A 19,705-nucleotide genomic window follows, 5' to 3' on the forward strand; every position below is an offset into this window, starting at 1 on the left:
AAAAAAGCAAAATGAGCCTCGCACCTCAGCACCTCAAGTCTATCTTTCTTTCCACACCGGCTTTCTTTTCTGCAGAAAGGCAGCCAGGCCTTCTTTAGCGTCCTCCGAAAGCCCTAAGGCCGCAAACCTTTCGCCGGCAAACTCTATGGCCCTCTCCAAGGGTAGACCTTCCATCTGCTGTAAGGACCTTTTACCGGTTCTGACAGCAAGGGGGCTTTTCTCCGCAAGAGTTCGCGCAAAGCTCATTGCCTCCTCCAACAAAGCTTCCTGTGGAACGACCTTCCAGACGACCCCCATTTCATGGGCCTTACAAGCAGGAATGAACTCTCCCGTCAGAACGTACTGCAAAGCCCTCTTGGGACCTATCCACCTAGAAAGCTGGTATCCCGGTTCAAGGCATATCAATCCCACGTTCACCGCAGTGGTACCGAAAACGGCGTTGTCAGCCGCTATAATGAAATCGCACGCCAAGGCCAAACCTGTGCCGTTGGCAAGGGCATACCCCTGAACAGCTGCAACAACCGGTTTGGCCATCCTGAAAAGGGTGAAGTTATGCTGATCCATAATCCTGAGAAACTCCCTCAACTCGTGCCGTTCTTGGGCAAGAAACTCCTTCAAATCTATACCCGTAGAAAAATGTTTCCCCGCCGCGTCCAATACAACGACCTTTACCCTTTCATCCTCCTCCATCGCCCAAAGAGCATCATTCAGCTCTTGAGCCAACTCCAAGGTGAAGGTGTTCATGCTCTCAGGTCTGTTCAGCGTTACCCTTCCAATGCCACCTTCGAGCACAGAAGCCAATACACTAACTTTTGCTGTACCTTCCAAGGTGTAACACCTCCTTTATAGATAAGAATAAACCAATTTACAAACGAAAGCTATATTGACACCTTTTAGCGGTTGGTGTAACTTTATATTTGCACTTATGGGACAATGTGTCCCAGTTTTTGGGAGGCAGTTATGGAGACTCTGACGAAAAAGATGGACCACGTTGAAAAGATAACCCGCGTCATGGAAGTGCTCTGCCGGGACAGGGCTACCTACAGCTTGAGGGAGTTGGAGCGGCTAACGGGGGTACCAAAGAGCACCCTACACCGTATTTTGACCTCCCTGGAAAGACAGGAATGGGTCTACAAGGACCCAGCAAGCGGAAGCTTCAGACCGGGCATACGATTTTTCCTTTTGAACAATCGCGCCTTTTTCTACCAGGAACTCATAGAGAAAGCCCAAAAACAAATGGAGCACCTCGTAAGGCAAACCAACAAAACCTGCCTCATGTCCGTCCTTGAGGGAAGCGTAGGGCTTTGCATTCACAGCGTTGAGCCTCCCCATCCAGTAAAGTACGTAGCCCACAAAGGAATGGCCATCCCGCTGCATGCTGGAGCATCAGGGAAGGTCCTGTTGGCCTTCTGTAACGAGCACATTAGAAATAGAATTCTCGCAGAAATCATCCCCCCTGAAGTTGACAAACAGAAACTCCTAGCACAGCTGGAGGAAATCCGCCGAAAAGGATATGCCTCAAGCCGGGAAGAATGGATACCCCACGCAGGAGACATAAGCGCCCCCATCTTCGACCGCAGGGGCAACTTCGTGGCTCAAATAGGCGTAGCTGGCCTTGCTAACAGCTTTGAAGGACAGGAAGAAGAAATAGCGGAAATGGTGAAGGAGGCAGCTCGAAACATAGGCTCCTCCCTTTGATAAAACAACAAATAAAGATACGGAGGTAAGCAAGATGGCAAAACAGCTAATTGAGTGCGTACCAAATTTCAGTGAGGGAAGAAGAAAGGACGTAATCGAGGCAATCGTCGAACCTTTCAAGAAACAAAAAGGTTGCTACCTTTTTGACTACCGCGCTGACGAGGATCACAACAGACTCGTAGTCAGCCTCGCTGGCGAACCCCAGCCCATATGCGATGCAGTACTGGAAGCTTCAAGGATAGCCATGCAGCACATCGACATGAACACCCACCAGGGCGCCCACCCAAGGATCGGTGCCATAGACGTTATACCCTTCACACCTATAAGCAACATAACCATGGAAGAATGCGTTGAGTTGGCAAGAAAGTTCGGAGAGCGCTATTACAACGAACTGAAAATTCCCGTTTACTACTATGAAGAAGCGGCACTCAGACCCGAAAGGACCCGCCTGGAGGTCATCCGCAAAGGCCAGTACGAAGCTCTCAAGGAAGAAGTAACAAATCCAGAGCGTCATCCCGATGTGGGAGAGCCAAAGCTCCATCCAACCGCTGGAGCCACAGTTATAGGCGCCAGGAAGTTCCTCATAGCCTTCAACGTGAACTTGAACACCACCGACGTCAATATAGCAAAGACCATAGCAAAGAGGGTAAGAGCCTCAGGTGGCGGATTCACTGCAGTGAAAGGCATAGGCTTGGCCTTGGAGGAAAAGGGCCTGGTACAGGTCAGCATGAACATCGTTGACTACGACAAGACCGCCATCTACAGGGTATTGGAGTTCATCCGGATGGAGGCTGCAAGGTGGGGCGTAACCATAAACGGCACGGAAGTATACGGTATGATACCCGCCGCAGCGCTGATCCAGAGCGCCGAGTACTACTTGCAAATTGACGATTTCGATCCTTCCCAGGTCTTGGAGCTCAAACTCCTTGAGCTCATGAGAGAGGAAGATTAACCATGCTTACTACCCTCTTTCGCAACGCTGCCATATATACGCCTGTGGACGAAGGCAAACCCTTGGCAGGAAAGCTCCAAGGGCATGTAAGGTCCTGGGAAAGGGGCGCTCTGCTATGCGATAAGGGAATCATCACTGCAGTAGGATCTGAGGAGGATGTCCTTGCAAAGGCAAAGGACATGGAGGTGGATATGGAAGTAGACTGCCAGGGCGCTTGCATGATACCTGGTTTCGTAGATCCCCATACCCACATATGCTTTGCGGAGCGAAGAGAGAAAGAGTTCTCCATGCGCCTTGCGGGAGCATCGTACCTCGACATCCTTAAAGCTGGAGGCGGCATACTCTCATCGGTGAGATCGGTAAGAAATGCCAAAGAAGAAGAGCTCTTGTCCACAACGCTGGACAACGTGCTCACAGCCCTGAGCTTCGGCACCACATCCATGGAGATTAAAAGCGGATATGGCCTAGATACCGAAACAGAACTCAAAATGCTCAGGGTGATAGAGAGGGTAGGCAAAGAAACACCTCTGGACGTGGTAGCAACCTTCATGGGGGCTCACGCTATACCCGAAGAATACAAATCGAACCCTGAAGAGTACGTGAAGCTGTTAATAGATGAAATGATACCTGCTGCCTCAAAGCAGGGTATAGCTCAATACTGCGACGTTTTTTGCGAAGAAGGCGTTTTCTCTGTAGAACAGAGCAGAAGGATACTGGAAGCCGCTAGAAACAGGGGATTCAAACTGAAAATCCATGCCGATGAAGTCCACGACCTTGGCGGAGCGGGCCTTGCAGCGGAGCTTGAAACCGCTTCGGCAGAACATCTTTTGGCGGCAAACGAGGAAAACCTCAAGGCCATGGCCGAAAAGGGCGTAATAGCCGACCTTTTGCCTGCGACAGCATACAGCCTGAAGAAACCCTACGCGAAGGCCAGAAAGATGATAGAACTGGGAGTTCCAGTGGCATTGGCGACAGATTGTAACCCAGGCTCAAGCTACACTGAATCTATGCCCTTCGTCTTCGGCCTCGCCGTCCTGAACATGGACATGACAGTAGAGGAAGCGCTAGTCGCATCCACCCTTAACGCTGCCTACTCCATCGGCCTAAACCACAAGGTAGGGAGCCTGGAGGTAGGAAAACAAGCGGACTTCCTGCTCCTCGACGGGGAAACTCCCGCTATCCTGGCATATCACGCCGGCGTTTCTCCCGTAGTGGAGGTTTACAAAAAAGGCATTAACGTAGCCTAGTTAGGAGGATGAAAAATGAAACTTGCAGAACTTACCGTAAAAGCCTTTACTGATGAACTTGCATCTTCCTCTCCTGCTCCAGGAGGAGGGAGCGTAGCTGCTTTGGCCGCCTCCTTGGGCTCTGCACTCTCATCCATGGTGGGCAGACTTACCGTAGGAAAGGAAAAGTACAAGGATAATTGGGAATCCATGGAGAAGGTAATAGAATCTGGAGACGCCCTCAAGGACCGTTTCCTAAAGCTCATGGAGGAAGACACTGAAGCTTTCAACGACTTCATGGCCGCCATGAAGATGCCCAAGGATACAGAAGAGCAAAAGGCCGCCAGAAGTAAGGCCATGCAGGAAGGGCTCAAGAAAGCAGTGCAAGTACCTCTGGAGACTTTGAAAGCTTGCAAAGCCCTGGCAGAGATAGCCCTCACTGCCGCTGAAAAAGGCAACCCCAACGCCATAACCGATGCCGGAACAGCAGCGCTTCTGGCCAAGGCCGCGGGAATAGCTGCAGCCTATAACGTCAGGATAAACCTCGGAAGCATCAAGGATGAGGCCTTCGTTTCAGAGACAAACCAAGTAGTGAAGGAGACCTTGGACAATATCTTCAATTTGGCCGACCAGGCAGGGAAAATCGTAGAAAAGGCCCTTGGATAAAACCGGGGTCTGGAAATGATGAAAGACAAAAGGAGGGAATAAAAGATGGATTTGAATTTCCTAAACGGAGAAGCCATGACCATAAAACTGGACGCTGAACTTCCGGAGTACCCGGAGTTCGTACCTGGAATAAGAAGGGCACCCGATAGAGGTTGGACCCTTAACCAAAAGGAAACTGAGCTTGCCCTGAAGAACGCTCTCAGGTACGTACCCGAGGAACTCCATGAGAAACTGGCTCCTGAGTTCATGGAGGAGCTCATGACCAGGGGTAGGATCTATGCTTACAGATATCGTCCCGCAGGACGCATCTGGGGCAAACCCATTCACGAGTACAAAGGTAAGTGCCTGGCCGGCAAAGCCTTCCAGGTCATGATAGACAACAACCTGGACTTCGAAGTAGCCCTATATCCTTACGAACTGGTCACCTACGGAGAGACTGGACAAGTTTGCCAGAACTGGCTCCAGTACAGGCTGATCAAAAAATACCTGGAAGAACTGACCGATGACACCACTTTGGTCATAGAGAGCGGTCACCCGTTGGGCCTCTTTAAATCAAGGCCTGATGCGCCGAGGGTCATCATCACCAACGGCCTCCTGGTGGGCATGTTCGACAACCCCAAGGACTGGCACAGAGGCATGCAGCTTGGCGTAACGAACTACGGCCAGATGACTGCTGGCGGCTGGATGTACATCGGCCCCCAAGGAATAGTACACGGCACATACAACACCATCTTGAACGCCGCAAGGCAGCGCCTTGGAGTAGGCCCCAAGGATAACCTTGCCGGCATCCTCTTCGTTTCTTCTGGTCTCGGCGGCATGAGCGGCGCCCAGCCCAAAGCCGTTGAGATAGCAGGTGGCGTGGGCATTATCGCCGAAGTGGATCCCTCAAGAATAGAGACCAGAAGAAAGCAGGGATGGGTCACCGAGGTCACCGACAGCTGCGAGAAGGCCTTCGCAATGGCTAAGGAAGCCTTAGATCAGAAACGGCCTCTCTCCATAGCCTACCACGGCAACGTCGTAGACCTGTTGCAGTACGCGGTGGACAATAACATCCACATTCCTCTACTCTCTGACCAGACCTCCTGTCATGCTCCATACGAGGGTGGATACTGCCCCGTAGGCCTAACCTTCGAGGAAAGGACCAGGATGCTCCACGAAAATCCAGAGGAGTACCGCAGGAGAGTTGACGAAACCCTTAGAAAGCACTTCGAGCTGATAAAGATCCTGACCGAGCGGGGAACCTACTTCTTTGACTACGGCAACTCCTTCATGAAGGCCGTGTTCGACGCAGGGGTCAGGGAGATATGCAAGAACGGCAAGGACACCTACGATGGTTTCATCTGGCCTTCCTACGTGGAGGACATAATGGGACCAGTCCTTTTCGACTACGGCTACGGCCCATTCCGTTGGGTGTGCCTCAGCGGAGACCCAGAGGACCTGAGAAAGACCGACAAAGCTGCCATGGAGTGCATTGACCCCAACCGCAGAGCCCAGGATTACGACAACTGGATCTGGATCAGGGACGCTGAGAAGAACAAACTGGTCGTTGGAACTCAGGCAAGGATCCTCTATCAGGACGCAGAGGGAAGACTCAAGATAGCTCTCAAATTCAACGAAATGGTTAGAAAGGGCGAGATAGGCCCCGTCATGCTTGGAAGAGACCACCACGACGTTTCGGGCACCGACTCTCCCTTCAGGGAGACCTCCAACATCAAGGACGGAAGCAACATAACTGCCGACATGGCAGTCCAGTGCTTCGCAGGTAACGCAGCAAGGGGTATGACCTTGTGTGCTCTCCACAACGGAGGCGGAGTGGGCATAGGTAAAGCCATCAATGGCGGATTTGGCATGCTCCTTGACGGCTCAGAGCGGGTTGACGAGATACTGAAGTCCGCTATGATGTGGGACGTTCTCGGTGGCGTGGCCAGAAGAGCATGGGGGCGCTGCGAACACGCCATGGAAGTCAGCAGGGAAGTCAACGCCAAATACAAGGACAGCTACCACATAACCCTTCCCTACATCCCCGACGATGAGCTGGTATCCAAGACCGTAGAAGAAGCCATCAAAAAGTACAAGAAATAAGAAACCCTGACCAGAAGACGCAAAAGAGGTCCCGGCAGATTGTCGGGGCCTCTTCAATAAGGGGGAACCAAAAATGGTACTTTTCATAAATCCACCTGCTCAAGAATGGTTCTACAGCCGCCATGACCCTTCAGACCCGAGGTTGGGAGACCTGGTCAAGCCCTCAAGAGGTAATGTCATTGAGGAGCTTAGGGAAGCTCATATTGCTATCCTAGGTTTTCCAGAGGACAGAGGAATAGTGGCAAACGGCGGAAAACCCGGAGCTGCCTTGGGACCAGAGCACATACGAAAAGCCTTTTACAAGCTCACCCCTGGCTTTGGAAAAGCTCTGATGGGCCTCAAAATAATAGACATAGGGAATATAATACCCGGCCCAACGCTGAAGGAAAGCCATTCAAGGCTGGCAGAGGCCGTAAAGACCGTCGTGGAGCATGGGGTCTTCCCCATAGTCTTGGGAGGCGGCCATGACCTTTCGTTTGCTGGTTTTTGTGGTCTTGTAGAAGGTCTAAAATTAGGACAAAAGGAACTTGGAGCCATCAACGTGGACTGCCACTTGGACGTAAGAGAATACCAAAAGGAGATCACTAGTGGCACACCTTTCAGGAGGGCCTTGGAGGAATTGCCAAACAACGCCCTAGACCCCAGAGCTTTCGTCGAATTTGGAATACAGGAACCATACAACTCCCCTTATCACTACGAATGGGTAAAAAAACAACATGTAGCGGTCATGACCTTGAACAGCATAGGCAACAGGCCCATGGAGTTCTTTCTTGAGGCCTGCCGTATAGCAAGCGAAGGAACGAAAGCTGTAGCCCTCTCCATAGACATAGATGCGGCAAGAAACCATGAAGCACCTGGCGCCTCGGCCAGCAATCCCAGGGGATTCAAGGCTCCAGAGCTGGAGAGGATAGCTTACATCGCAGGGAAAACTGGAAAAATACGATACCTGGACATAACCGAAATGAGCCCCCCTTTGGATGAGGGAGGGAGAACGGCTTCATTGTGCGCAGGGATCCTATTCTGGTTCTGCAAGGGCTTTTCTGAAAGAGCTTATTTGACATAAAAAAACACATATGTTAGGATTGCCTAAAATGAAAGAACAAGGAGTATTCTTGGGATGAAAAGTTTCAGCTTCGTACTTTGTTGTTGTAGGCAGATGGTTCGTTGACCTCTGCCGCAGCCGGAAAGGCTGCGGGAGAAAAAGCCCGCATGTGCCTTCCGGCCAAAAGAAGCTGAGAACATAAATTTGATCCAAAGCGGGCTTTCTCGAGAGGAAGCCCGCTTTCATTTTTCCTAAAGACACAAAGGAGGTGAGGACCGTGGAAAGCGGCTGCGGTTGTTGTAGCTTCAAAAGCAGTGAAAAACTTGAAATCAAACTATCTAAGGAGGAGAAAACCATGAGTTTCCTAAAAGACATAAAAGCTGATTACAAGGCCATAAAGGACCAGGATCCCGCTTTCCGCGGCGGTATGCTGGGGTTTTTGGAAATAATTTTGTGCTACCCTGGCTTTCATGCCCTCTTGATCCACAAGGTGAACCACTTCATGTACCAAAAGCTTAAATTGAGGATCTTGCCTCGTTTCATAAGCCTTATAGTGCGGTGGCTTACGGGCATAGAGATCCACCCCGGTGCTCAAATAGCCGGAGGGGTCTTCATAGACCACGGCATGGGCGTTGTAATAGGCGAGACCGCAGTAGTAGGGAAAGGAGTGACCATATATCAGGGAGTCACTCTGGGAGCTACTGGCAACGAGAAGGAGTTTCAAAGACACCCAACCATAGGGGACGGAACCATAATAGGAAGCGGCGCAAGGGTCTTGGGCAACATCACCATAGGCAAAAACTGCAGAATAGGAGCAAATAGCGTTGTCCTGAGGGATATCCCTGACAACAGCACCGTGATCGGAATTCCTGCCAGGATAGTAAAAATAAACGGCATAAAGACCATCTCGTCGGAACCTGACAAGGAGATTATGGAAAAGATCAGCAGGCTGCAAAGGGAGATAGACGCCCTGAAGAGGCAGCTCAAGGATATAGAGAAAACGAAAGAAATTTTTACCAAAAGGGTGGTGGTCTAAATGAAATCCCTCGCATCCCTGTCTCTTGTCAAATTGATAGGCAGAACTCCCATGCACACCATAGCCCCAGTCAAAAATGGGGGACACATACTCGTAAAGCTTGAAGGAAATAACATAGGAGGCTCCATAAAGGATAGAGCAGCCTGGGGCATGCTCTACATGGCTGAAAAGGAAGGAAAACTCCAAAAGCAAACGGTAATAGTGGAACCAACTAGTGGAAACACGGGCATAGCTCTCGCAATGCTTGGAAGCATCATGGGCCTTAGGGTCATACTCACCATGCCGGAATCCATGTCGGAAGAAAGGCGAAGCATCCTAAAAGCCTATGGGGCAGAACTTGTACTAACAAAAGCTGAAATGGGCATGAAAGGAGCCATTGAAGCAGCCACAGATATACTACAAAGTACCCCTGGAGCGTTCATGCCGGATCAGTTCTCAAATCCTGGCAACCCCTGGGCACACGCAGTGTCCACTGCTCCCGAGATAATAAGTGACCTAAATGGCATGGAACCTTTCGCCTTCGTCGCAGGCATAGGAACGGGAGGCACCATATCAGGCGTAGGCAAAGTACTGAAATCGGCCTTTCCATCCGCAAAGGTAATCGGTGTGGAACCGGCCAAAAGCGCGGTGCTCTCCGGCAACGCTCCTGGACCCCACGGCATACAGGGAATAGGCGCAGGGTTCATTCCTAAGAACTTGGACCTTGACGTGGTAGACGAAATAATAACTGTCGAGGATGAGCAAGCCTTCGACATGGCTAGGTGGTTGAGCAAAAAGGAGGGGCTGTTCTGTGGAGTCTCTTCCGGAGCGAACCTCTGGGCTGCCATGAAGGTGGCAGAAAAGGCCCCAAAAGGTGCAGTGATTGTGACCATCGCTCCAGACAGAGGAGATAAGTACCTGAGCACTCCTGCTTACAATTGACACAAAATATCAGGGGGCGGTAGTACCGCCCCCTGTCATCTTTAAAGATAACGCCACAAAATATATATTGCCGAAACGAAAAGCGTGGCAGACATAAGGACCATACCTCTTGAAAGGAAGGTTTTGAAATCCAACCTTATCCCCGCCTTGTTGGCTATCCCAGCCATAACCAGGTTTGCCGATGCTCCGACTAGCGTCCCGTTCCCCCCCAAGCACGCACCAAGGGCCAAGGCCCACCACAAGGGCTTTGGATCGTACCCACCAAGATGAGAAATATGCTTCACCAAAGGAATGACCGCCGCAGTGTAGGGAACGTTGTCTACCACCGCAGAAGCCAAACCTGAAACCCATATGAGGATCATGGTCAACGCCTTGAAGTGTTCCCCTACCAGAGCAAACATCTTGGTGGCAAACAGCTCTATCACGCCAACGTGCTCCAGAGTGCCCACCAGCATGAAAAGCATGGAGAAAAACAAAATGGTTACCCAATCTACGTCCAAAAGTAACTCCTCAACATCCACAGGACAAACTATCAGAGCTAGGGTCGCTCCCGCCAAGGCTATGGTTGCAGCCTCCAAGTGAAGCACTCCGTGCAGAACGAATCCTACGAGGACCAAGGCCATGACCGCCACAACTCGAATAGCTAGAGCCGGATCCTGAAGTTTTCTTGGGCCAGAGAAATCACCTCGTGAGGTCTTCTCCTGCCCCTTTGGCTTCAGGTCGCCTCCATACCAAAGATAAAGCAGGCCGAACAAGACAATCATGGATAAAATAACTGGAGGGCCTAAGTTGATTATGAAGTCGTTGAAGGTTAGCCCCGCTGCGGAGCCTATCAGGAGATTTGGGGGATCTCCTATTAGAGTTGCGGTGCCTCCTATGTTGGACGAAAATATCTCGGCAAAAATGAAGGGCATGGGGTTTATCTCCATTACATCAGCCACCGCTAAAGCTATAGGGCCTACCAGGAGCACGGTGGTTACGTTGTCTATCAGGGCAGATATCACGGCCGTCAAAAACGAAAGAAAAACTAGTAATACCCACGCGTTCCCTTTACTGTAAACCACCGCTTCTGCTGCTATGTGCTGGATTAATCCAGTTTTTTTCAATATCCCCACCAGGATCATCATGCCCAACAAGAGGCCTATGGTATTGAAGTCGATAAAGGAAAAGATCTCGCTCTGCTCCACTATCTGCATCAAAAGAACCAGGGAAAAACCTAGCATAGCAGCCTTAAGCCTATGGAGGCGCTCCGTTATTATAAAAGCGTACGTAAGACAAAAGATCAAAAGAGCAAGAAGCTGGACACGGCTCAAGATTATCATCCCCACGATCTTGCAGGTTTGCCAAGCATGGCCCTAACGGGAAAAAATAGTACTCCTTTTTCTCATTTTTTCAAGTTACACCCAATAATTCTTTACTGCTCTACAAAATACAATATACAAAAAGCTTTCAGTTGCCCATTAGTCCTTCAAGCTTCGCTGCCATGCCCTTGTTCAATATCTTTAGGATCTCCACCTCTTTGGCCGCTCCATCCCTGTCGCCCAAAAGCAAAAGCGCCACACCTTTCCCGAAATGGCTATCGGCAAAGTTAGGTTGCAAAGCCAGAGCCTTGTCAAAGGCCTCCTTGGCTTCCTCGTAGCGATCTACTCCTATGAGGGCGAAGCCCAAACTGTTGTAGGCTCTGTAAGACTGGCTGTCGGTTTCTACAGCCCTCTGGGCTGCCTCAAGAGCCCCTGGGTAATTTTGAAGGCGCAGATAAGTCTGGCTAAGGTTGTTCCAAACTTCTACCGATGTGGGATCCAACTTTCCTGCCTTAGAGAAGGCTTGAGCCGCTTCGCTGTACTGCCTGGTAGAAAAAAGCATTACTCCAAAGTTGTAGAGCAGCTTGGCGTTGTTGGGATCCTTGGCTATGGCCTCCTTGAAGATTTCTACTCCCTTGTCGACCTTTCCCATCCTCCCATATGCAAAAGCCAATGCCACTTCAGCATCAGTATAATCGGGTTTTAGCTCGAGGGCCTTTCTATATTGTTCTATGGCTCCTTCTAAATTGCCCAAAGCCTTTTTCGCTTCTCCTAGATAGTACAGGTTTTCAGGGTTTGATGGAGCAAGCTCGGAGGCCTTTTCCAGCGCAGGGAGAGCCTCCTGAATTTTACCTTCTGCCAGTAGCAATCTCCCAAGATTGCTCCAGGCAGCTAAATAGTCTGGTCTTTTCTCCAGTGCTTTTCTAAAGGACTCCTCCGCCTTAGTTGGCTCACCCATCTTCCAGTAAAGATTACCCAAGCTGTTGTATCCTTCAGGGAAATCCTCCATGAGCTTTAGGGCCTCCACGTATTCCGAAAGAGCATCTTCCAGAGAGCCTTTTGTCTCCAGAACTACTCCCAGGTTGTAGTGGGCCTGAGCAAGGTTTGGTTTCAATTCAATGGCCTCTCTCAAAAAGGTTTCTGCTTCCTCCAGCCTACCTTGGGTCGCAGCATCCACTCCTTTGTTGACCAATTCCTCCGCTTTTTCTGCGTATGCTCTGCCCGATACCGCAAAATTTAAAACCAGCATGCCTATAATTGCGATCAAAAAAAATTTTTTCATGATGATATCTCCTTTCATGGTCCACATAACTTTTCTTTGGCCCACAGATCCGCTTCTTTCTCCTTTTGCTCCTTGAAGCTGAACCACCAATTGGCATCTTCAGTGTGAAAAGGCACCTTCTTCTTATGGTGCTCAAGCTCAAGGTGAGCTATTTCATGGAGCAGCAAAAACTCGAAAAGCTTGTCCTCGGGGACATCCCGATTGCCCCATTTGGCATAATACTCCTCAGGCGAAAAAGCTTCCAGTATTTCTACCCTTGCCATGCCATCGGAAGGGATGGTTATACGAGCGAACATATCCGCCCCAAGGTAGGACCTAAAATCCACTGTGACGCCCCATTGGGTAGCCAATAACTCCAACCGCTTCTTTTCCGAATCGGTCACTTTTATCTTTTTGCCGTTCAAGGCCTTTCACCAGGCTTTTTCATGTGAATTGCAAGCCACAGGCAAGAAGGGTCAAAAGATGTATAGGTAACTCTGTGCCTTTCACCAGCGGGGATAAACACCCAGTCGCCCTCATTCAGATCCAATAGGAAGCCGTCTTCAAACTCTAGCTGCGCCCTCCCCTTTACGAGGAGCACCCATTCGTCCGTATCCTGATCATACCACACGCCTTCTGGAGTTTTGCTGCCGAAGGACGTTATGCGCTCAATCCACATGGCTTGATTTTCCAAAAGCTTTTCAATTATCTCCTGCCCCTTCTCTCCCTCCGGTATCAAGTAAAAATTACCCTTTTCCATATGACCTATCAAACCTCCAACGAATTTGTTTTGGCTTTCCGTTTGGCTTCATACATCCTTTCGTCTGCCTTCTCCAATATATGTTCTTTTTCTTTTCCATCATCTGGATATGAAGCTATGCCTACGTCGATAGCTATCTGTAAGTTTCTACTTCCCCAAAGCCTCTTTTTCAGTTTTTGCTCTACCCTACCCCACAAGGCTTCCGCCTCTTTCTCTCGGGTCCTTGGATGCAGGGAGACAAATTCGTCTCCACCGTAGCGGGCTATCAAATCTATTTTTCTCATCGCCCCAGCAAGAAAGCCAGCTACTTCCACTAGAATCCTATCTCCTTCGAGGTGCCCAAAAGTGTCATTTATAGCCTTGAAACCCCTGATATCTATTATAGCCACGGAGAAAGGCTCACCGGATCGTTCGCAACGGGCCATCTCCTCCTTTATCTTCTCCGTAAAATACCTCCTGTTCCACAATCCCGTCAAAGAGTCCTTAAGGGCCTCTTGCTTGGTCTCATGAATGGCCTTCTGATATGCCCAAAGAACGCCTAGGTGTCTAGCGAGGATGCTCAACATGTCTTTCGTATCTTTAGTGCTGAAATACCCGTGTTTGTCGATAATCTTGAGAAGACCAAAGACTTGACCGCCAAAAGCTATGGGGATCTCTTCTGTGTATCTGCGGTTTTGCAAAGGGAACAGAACTTCATCATGCCCCTCGCCCAAGAGGATCTTGTCCAAATCCACAGACGCTAATTTTCTTAGCTTTTTAGTTCCATTCTCCGCTGCGATTTTATAGACCAAAACGTCACAATACATCGTCTCGCTGAGCTTTCGGGCTATGTAGCGACATACATCCTCTATGGAATTTTCTTTCGCAGCCTCTATAAGGATCTCCACTAAAGTCCTTTCCATGTATCTTAGCCTTTGAATGCTGCGGAGCTGACTTCGAGCCGCCAAGACCGCAGCAACGTAACCGCACAAAGAGCTCAAGAGCTCTCCATCGCTTTTTGTAAATGCCTTGCCTTCGGAACTTGTTGCCGTCAAAAGCCCCCTTAAACTTTCTTCATCCTTTATCAGCACCGTCATCTGCGATGGTTTGCCAGCTTTTATAATGAAGGGCAAATCGCCCAGCTGGGGTTGTACATCACTTGCAAATATCCTACATCCCTCGCCCGACTCTCCTTCCATCCAGAGTACTTGAACCTCATCAAATCCAAAAACTTCTTTTACCTTGCTTATGAGAAATCGTCCCATCGCCTCTTTTGTAGGCTGCTCAAAGAGCTTGAGGGATACATCCACTAAAAGCTTTTGCCTCTTATTTAGGTTCGATAAGGACTTGAGGCTTTGCTCAAGAGTATCGGTAAGTTTTACGACGTTCATGCTCTTAGCAACAACAGACGCCACAAACTCCAGAAGTTCTAGCTGCTCCTTTGAAAGCTCTTCCAGGGCCTCCACTATCAATGCTCCAATTTGCCTCTCTTCCCACAAAAGAGGAATTATAGCCTTTTGCTTTGAGTTGCTTACAAACAACATCTCCTGTGGGAGAAGAGTGCAATCAAGGACAAGCCGCTCCCTCCTAGCAAAGGCTCTCCAATAAGAAACATTGCTCCTATCGATGCTGTAAACCGCCGGGGGATAACTACCGTAGGCCAGAAGGGTAAGCTTACTCTGGTCATCACTTAACACGTATAGGCAAGCAAAACACCCCTTTAACACCCTTTCTAGGGAATCCACCGCTGCCTTGGCAACTGCAGCTTGAGTTTCGCCTTTTCCGATCTTCTCACATAGGTAGCGCAATTCTTTGAATTTTATCATTTTAACTCTTTCCTGTATTTGATATGTTTTTATTTTAAACAATAAACCTCTTGCCCACAACAAAAGAATTAAATCCATGAGTTTTGTTGTATTATTATTTTTAGCAACTTCAGCACTCCATATCCTTTTACGAAGGAAGGGAAATAAATTGGACAACTCCATAACCGTTTTCGGAGCAGGAAGCTGGGGAACTGCCCTAGCAAGTCATCTAAGCCACCAAGGAGAGGACGTAACTCTGTGGTGTAGAAGACCGGAACAGGCCAAAGCCATAAATATGACGGGACGAAACCCCGACTACCTTAAGAATATAGATCTTCCCGAAAGACTCACGGCCACCTCCGATTTGGAGGAAGCCTGTAGTACTGATACGTTCATATTGGCCGTCCCCACTCAATCTGTCAGGAGCTTCCTGAAGCAGGCGAAACCTTTCCTTCGAGAAGGAATTCACCTTTGCAACGCAGCCAAAGGCTTGGAAATATCCACTGGAAAGCGCATAAGCGAGATAGTTGCAGAGATCATACCTTCAGCCAGATACAGCATAATCTCAGGACCAAGCCACGCGGAGGAAGTGGCCCTCTCCAAACCCACGGCAGTGGTAGTGGCGTCCATCCACGAGGAAGAAAGAACTCTGTGGCAAAACCTTCTCAACAGGGGTTTTTTCAGAGTTTACACAAGCAGCGACGTAATAGGTGTGGAGATAGGAGGGGCGGTCAAAAACGTCATAGCCATCGCTGCAGGCATAGCCTCTGAAATGGACCTGGGAGATAACGCCATGGCCGCTTTGGTTAGCAGAGGCCTTGCCGAGGTAATGCGGCTGGGAGCCAAGGCAGGGGCGCATCCTTTGACGTTTGCCGGCCTGGCGGGAATAGGGGACCTCATGGTGACATGCTACAGCAACCTCTCTCGAAACTACAGACTCGGCAGGGCCATAGCCAAGGGCATGACTCTAGAAGGGGCCCAAAAGTCCTTAGGGCAGGTAGCAGAAGGGGCATACACCGTAAGGGCACTGGTGGAACATGCCAAAGAACTTGGTGTGGAACTTCCCATAGCAGAAGCCGTATACCGAGTCCTCTATGAACAAAAAACGCCGATCTCCCTGCTGGAGGAACTGTTCTCCCGATGTCCTAAGCCAGAGATGCCCCCAGAAATACGTTGGGTATCAAAATAGTACCATCTAGCCTCTGAGCACCTCCAAGCTGTCTTTGGTAGCTACTGGCGACTTATGACAGTGGACTAGCTTCCATTGGGGCTTTTCGTCGCTTCCAAAGTTGTAAAAAACTCGCGTCTCGTTATGGCTTTTGTGCACCACTCCCTCGGGCAAAACCGCCCTTATCATGAGGGTGAAGGTCGCTATTGCAGTCTTGCCGTAGAACTGAACTCGCGGCTGAAGAATTTCGTGTTCAAAGACGTGTTCTTTTTCCTCAAAAGGATCCACTGGCCCTTCCAGAACTTTTTTGTGAATCTTAAGCTCTCTCAGGTGAAAATCAAGGCCATCTATCCTCACAGGGCTTATGTACCATTCGAAAAAAGAACAGTCTTCCGCTACCGTATCCGCGTAGGCTTTACCATCACCTTGCCATATGCTGCCCAGCTGCTTCTCCACCAGCTTGAGTATGAAATCTTCTCTCCCATCCCTTTCAATCTTCACTTATATCCCTCCCGATTGTTGCTCATTTGCACTTTATAGGATAAAATGTTTTTGTTCCAACTTCAACGATCTTTAATAACCAACCAAGTAAGGAGGGAATGAAATGGCAAAAGCAGTAGTAGACAAGGACACATGTGTAGGTTGCGAGGCTTGCGTAGGAACCTGCCCGGTAGCGGCCATCAGCATGGTTGACGGCAAGGCAGAGGTGGATGCAGATACTTGCGTAGAGTGCGGCGCCTGCGTTGCAGTCTGCCCAGTAAGCGCTATTTCTCAGTAGTAATCTAAACTTTAAACGTACTTACATACACTGGGGCCGCCCTTTGCAAATTAGCGTAGGGATGGCCCCAGTGTCTTACTTATGACAAAAGGTGAAAGCCTAAAAGATGAATGAGCCTTGGAAGAGCGCTCTATATGTCATCGAAACGTTGGAAGAAAAAGGATACCAAGCTTTCGTGGTTGGAGGAGCAGTAAGGGACCTTTTGCTCTGCAGGAATCCTCTTGATATAGATGTGGCCACCTCAGCCAGTCTGGAAGAGGTTACTTCCACTTTCCCCAAAGCCAAGGTAGTAGGTAAAGAAAAACTGCAATCCGCAACTATTTCCTTAGGAGGTATTACTATAGATGTAGCTTCCTTCGCAGACGGCACATTGGAAGAAGACCTCAAAAGAAGGGACTTCACCGTAAACGCCATGGCCATGGACAAAAACGGCAGGGTTATTGACCCATGGGGAGGCCAACGCGACCTCTGCACAAGACAGATAAAGTTCACGGCCTCTCCCGAAAAGCGAGTCACTGAAGACCCAGCGAGGATAGTTAGAGCTGCCCGTTTGTCCGCATCCCTTCCTAAATTTACCCTGGCAGATGAAACAAAGAATGTTTGCATCGCCCATAGGGATCTTTTGAAGAAAGTCCCCCCTGAACGGATAGGCAAAGAGGTACTAAAGGCTCTAAACAGTGAAACGTCTTTATTCATTAAAATTTTGGACGGGCTTAACGTGCTGAAGAGCACCATGGCTCCCCTATACAACCTCAAAAGTATAAGCCAGGACCCCATTAAACACCCCGAAGGAGACACCTTCACTCATTCTCTGCTCTGCCTCGAACACATGGAAGGTTTGACCCAAGACCCAATCATGAAAGCCACAGCCTTGTTCCATGATCTTGGAAAAGGAGTAGGCCCATCGGGACACGAAAAAAAAGGGGCAAAAATGGCCAGAGAGCTTTTCAAAACCTGGGCATGGCCGCAAAAGCTGGCAAATGAAGTTTGTTCTCTCATAGAGTGGCATGACCTACCTTTTACGCTACCTGAAACGAAGACGGTTGCAAAGCTCATCTTGGAAAGAGGCACAAAGTGGATCGACAAACTTTTCCTGTTGGGATACGCAGATACCCTGGCAGGATCTGGTGATCTACCCAGATACACGAGAAACAGGTCAGAAACGATAAGGTTTATCTTTAACTTAAGGCACGGAGTACCTTTGAGAGGCAAAGACCTCATTGAACTTTTTCCTTCGTTGGATGAGAAAAAGATAGGGGAAATCCTTGGTGATTTGGCCGGGAAGATAGCATCAGAAGGCCTAAAAAACAGAAAGGATTTACTCCGTTGGATCGAAGATAGATATCATCATCAAGGCAAAGGTTGTTAGTATACCTTTATTCAGTTATCATCTAAATAGTTACATATAAATTCTTATTATTGAAACTTTTACCCCTAGGAAAGGGTGATGTTTGATGACTACAACTGTCCAAGCGGAAGCCGTACAATTCAAAGATAGAAAGACTTTCAGGGCGCTCAGCAATTGCCTGGTACTGGCGGCATGGTTCGGGGCGATGTACTTTGCGGACTACGCCTTTGGATTCCCAAAGGCAAAGGCTCTCGATGCATCATTGGCCTTGATCTATCTTGCTGCCTCCCCCCTTGTGACGCTGAAGCTTTCGGACACCTGGAAAAAGATCTTCGGATTCGTCGTTATCGCAAACCTCATACTTATGTCCTCCATCCCTTTATTCTACATTCAACTTGGACTCACAGTCCACGTGGCCCTTTTAAGACACGTAGTATCCCTTTTGTTCTGCATTCTCCTCGGCCCGTACTTCCTGCAGCCCAAGGGACTGTCCTTTTTCTTCGTATTGTTCTACAACGCCCTGTGTTTCTACATACCCCTCATGAAACATGGGGAACTGGACATGAATTTGGCTTATATAGTCATAGTTTATTCCTTTACTCTGCTTTTCTCTTATTTTTTCATGGACATATTGAGGCTACACGTGACCCAAATATCTCTTCTCATAAAGGCCCAAAGGGAAGCACAGAGAAAAGCCATAGAGGACCCTGTAACGGGAGTCTACAACAGAAACTATCTGGATAACTTAATAAAGGCACTGGTGGAGAGCGATGCTGAGAAGGTGGTGCTTTTTATCTCCCTGGACGAACACGATAAAATTGTGGAAAACCACGGGTACATAGTAGCAGACGCTTACATAAAGAAGGTCGCCAAGATGATGGAGGAAAAAATACGATCAAAGGACGTATTGGCTCGTTACGGTGGAGTGGAGTTTATGGTCGTATTGGACAACTCCAGTGTAAGTCTAGGGAAGACCGTGGCCAAAAGAATCCTTGAAGGCCTCAAGGCAATAATGCCCGAGTACTCGAAAGCCTCGGTGGGTATAACCAAGATTATTCCGGGGATAACATACCAGGCAGTAATGGTAAACGCAGACACGGCCCTGTTCAGGGCGAAAAATTCTGTCTTCGAGGAGATCTCCATTGTAGATCCGGAAAATCCCTCTTTTGACCCTATCCATATAGAGGGCATATTAGAAGAGAAAGATCAAGACATTACGCTAAAAGAACCCCAAAAGGAGGTAGATGGATAATGAACGACGCAACCAAAGCTTTGGATGTAATACTTTCCAGAAGAAGCATCAGAAGCTACGAAAATAAGCCCCTGAACGACACCATTTTCGAACACCTCTTGAAGGCTGCCATGGCAGCTCCTTCTGCACATAACCAGCAGCCTTGGGAGTTTGTCATAATTGACGACAGAGAACTTCTCGACCAAATACCCAAATTTCACCCCTACTCCAAGATGCTTCTTGGAGCACCTGCTGCCATACTGGTCTGTGGAAATAAAAACTACATAAAAGATGAAGACCTTTGGCCCCAAGATTGTGCTGCTGCCACCGAAAATATACTGCTGGCAGCCACTGCCTTGAACCTGGGCTCGGTATGGATGGGAGTCTACCCCAAAAGGGACCTAATGGAAGGCTTGAGTAAATTGTTGAACCTGCCTGAAAACATAATACC

General features: G+C 49.0%; 20 protein-coding genes. 13 read left to right on the plus strand and 7 right to left on the minus strand.

What is annotated here, in order from left to right; genetic code table 11:
- Positions 1–39: 39 nt before the first annotated feature.
- Positions 40–828: an enoyl-CoA hydratase/isomerase family protein gene (locus V7Z69_RS05875; RefSeq protein WP_014162533.1), complete on the minus strand. Its 789-nt coding sequence runs from the start codon at positions 826–828 to the stop codon at positions 40–42.
- Between the two features lie 132 nt (positions 829–960).
- Here V7Z69_RS05875 and V7Z69_RS05880 point away from each other — a divergent pair, with 132 nt between their 5' ends.
- The 8 genes from V7Z69_RS05880 to cysK all read left to right on the plus strand — a co-directional run bounded on the left by V7Z69_RS05880 (position 961) and on the right by cysK (position 9,623).
- Positions 961–1,698 (plus strand): IclR family transcriptional regulator, encoded by a 738-nt coding sequence (locus tag V7Z69_RS05880; protein ID WP_014162532.1) that lies wholly within the window; start codon positions 961–963, stop codon positions 1,696–1,698.
- A 34-nt stretch (positions 1,699–1,732) separates the two neighbouring features.
- Positions 1,733–2,650, plus strand: a complete 918-nt coding sequence (ftcD, locus tag V7Z69_RS05885) for a glutamate formimidoyltransferase (protein WP_014162531.1) — start codon at positions 1,733–1,735, stop codon at positions 2,648–2,650.
- Between the two features lie 2 nt (positions 2,651–2,652).
- Positions 2,653–3,897 (plus strand): imidazolonepropionase, encoded by a 1,245-nt coding sequence (hutI, locus tag V7Z69_RS05890; protein ID WP_334139094.1) that lies wholly within the window; start codon positions 2,653–2,655, stop codon positions 3,895–3,897.
- A gap of 15 nt (positions 3,898–3,912) precedes the next feature.
- Positions 3,913–4,542 carry a cyclodeaminase/cyclohydrolase family protein gene (locus tag V7Z69_RS05895; RefSeq protein WP_014162529.1) on the plus strand — a complete coding sequence of 210 codons (630 nt, stop codon included), beginning with the start codon at positions 3,913–3,915 and terminating at the stop codon, positions 4,540–4,542.
- Between the two features lie 45 nt (positions 4,543–4,587).
- Positions 4,588–6,624, plus strand: a complete 2,037-nt coding sequence (locus V7Z69_RS05900; protein ID WP_334139095.1) for a urocanate hydratase — start codon at positions 4,588–4,590, stop codon at positions 6,622–6,624.
- Positions 6,625–6,697: 73 nt separating this feature from the next.
- Positions 6,698–7,687, plus strand: coding sequence for a formimidoylglutamase (locus V7Z69_RS05905; RefSeq protein WP_334139096.1), 990 nt, complete (start codon positions 6,698–6,700; stop codon positions 7,685–7,687).
- A 334-nt stretch (positions 7,688–8,021) separates the two neighbouring features.
- Positions 8,022–8,702, plus strand: coding sequence for a serine O-acetyltransferase (gene cysE / locus V7Z69_RS05910; protein WP_334139097.1), 681 nt, complete (start codon positions 8,022–8,024; stop codon positions 8,700–8,702).
- A complete protein-coding gene (gene cysK / locus V7Z69_RS05915) occupies positions 8,703–9,623 on the plus strand; it encodes a cysteine synthase A (protein WP_334139099.1) in 921 nt (306 codons plus the stop codon).
- A 41-nt stretch (positions 9,624–9,664) separates the two neighbouring features.
- On the opposite strand, the gene V7Z69_RS05920 is transcribed toward cysK, so the two are convergent.
- The 5 genes from V7Z69_RS05920 to V7Z69_RS05940 form a co-directional block, all read right to left on the minus strand.
- Positions 9,665–10,945 carry an ArsB/NhaD family transporter gene (locus V7Z69_RS05920; RefSeq protein WP_334139140.1) on the minus strand — a complete coding sequence of 427 codons (1,281 nt, stop codon included), beginning with the start codon at positions 10,943–10,945 and terminating at the stop codon, positions 9,665–9,667.
- Positions 10,946–11,072: 127 nt separating this feature from the next.
- Positions 11,073–12,206, minus strand: coding sequence for a tetratricopeptide repeat protein (locus V7Z69_RS05925; protein WP_334139101.1), 1,134 nt, complete (start codon positions 12,204–12,206; stop codon positions 11,073–11,075).
- A gap of 14 nt (positions 12,207–12,220) precedes the next feature.
- Entirely contained in the window at positions 12,221–12,610 is a 390-nt protein-coding gene (locus V7Z69_RS05930; RefSeq protein WP_334139102.1) for an ImmA/IrrE family metallo-endopeptidase, read from the minus strand.
- Positions 12,607–12,945 carry a cupin domain-containing protein gene (locus V7Z69_RS05935; RefSeq protein ID WP_334139104.1) on the minus strand — a complete coding sequence of 113 codons (339 nt, stop codon included), beginning with the start codon at positions 12,943–12,945 and terminating at the stop codon, positions 12,607–12,609. The genes V7Z69_RS05930 and V7Z69_RS05935 overlap by 4 nt, the downstream gene beginning before the upstream one ends.
- An 8-nt stretch (positions 12,946–12,953) precedes the next feature.
- The gene (locus V7Z69_RS05940) at positions 12,954–14,750 is read right to left on the minus strand and encodes a sensor domain-containing diguanylate cyclase (RefSeq protein WP_334139106.1); all 1,797 of its coding nucleotides are present in this window, start codon (positions 14,748–14,750) and stop codon (positions 12,954–12,956) included.
- A 148-nt stretch (positions 14,751–14,898) separates the two neighbouring features.
- Between V7Z69_RS05940 and V7Z69_RS05945 the strand changes: the two genes are divergently transcribed.
- Entirely contained in the window at positions 14,899–15,918 is a 1,020-nt protein-coding gene (locus V7Z69_RS05945) for an NAD(P)H-dependent glycerol-3-phosphate dehydrogenase (protein WP_334139108.1), read from the plus strand.
- A 6-nt stretch (positions 15,919–15,924) separates the two neighbouring features.
- Here the strand turns inward: V7Z69_RS05945 and V7Z69_RS05950 are convergent, their stop codons facing one another.
- Complete coding sequence (locus V7Z69_RS05950) at positions 15,925–16,398, minus strand: nuclear transport factor 2 family protein (RefSeq protein ID WP_334139110.1); 474 nt, start codon at positions 16,396–16,398, stop codon at positions 15,925–15,927.
- A gap of 103 nt (positions 16,399–16,501) precedes the next feature.
- On the opposite strand from V7Z69_RS05950, the gene V7Z69_RS05955 reads away from it, so the two are divergent.
- The 4 genes from V7Z69_RS05955 to V7Z69_RS05970 all read left to right on the plus strand — a co-directional run.
- Positions 16,502–16,675 (plus strand): DUF362 domain-containing protein, encoded by a 174-nt coding sequence (locus tag V7Z69_RS05955; RefSeq protein ID WP_334139111.1) that lies wholly within the window; start codon positions 16,502–16,504, stop codon positions 16,673–16,675.
- Between the two features lie 106 nt (positions 16,676–16,781).
- A complete protein-coding gene (locus V7Z69_RS05960) occupies positions 16,782–18,044 on the plus strand; it encodes a CCA tRNA nucleotidyltransferase (protein WP_334139112.1) in 1,263 nt (420 codons plus the stop codon).
- A gap of 85 nt (positions 18,045–18,129) precedes the next feature.
- The gene (locus V7Z69_RS05965) at positions 18,130–19,275 is read left to right on the plus strand and encodes a GGDEF domain-containing protein (protein ID WP_334139114.1); all 1,146 of its coding nucleotides are present in this window, start codon (positions 18,130–18,132) and stop codon (positions 19,273–19,275) included.
- Positions 19,275–19,705 (plus strand): nitroreductase family protein (locus tag V7Z69_RS05970; protein WP_334139116.1); only part of this gene is annotated, 431 nt, incomplete at its 3' end. The genes V7Z69_RS05965 and V7Z69_RS05970, both read left to right, overlap by 1 nt.

The organism is Thermovirga lienii (assembly GCF_036847465.1).
GTDB classification, from domain to species: domain Bacteria; phylum Synergistota; class Synergistia; order Synergistales; family Thermovirgaceae; genus Thermovirga; species Thermovirga lienii.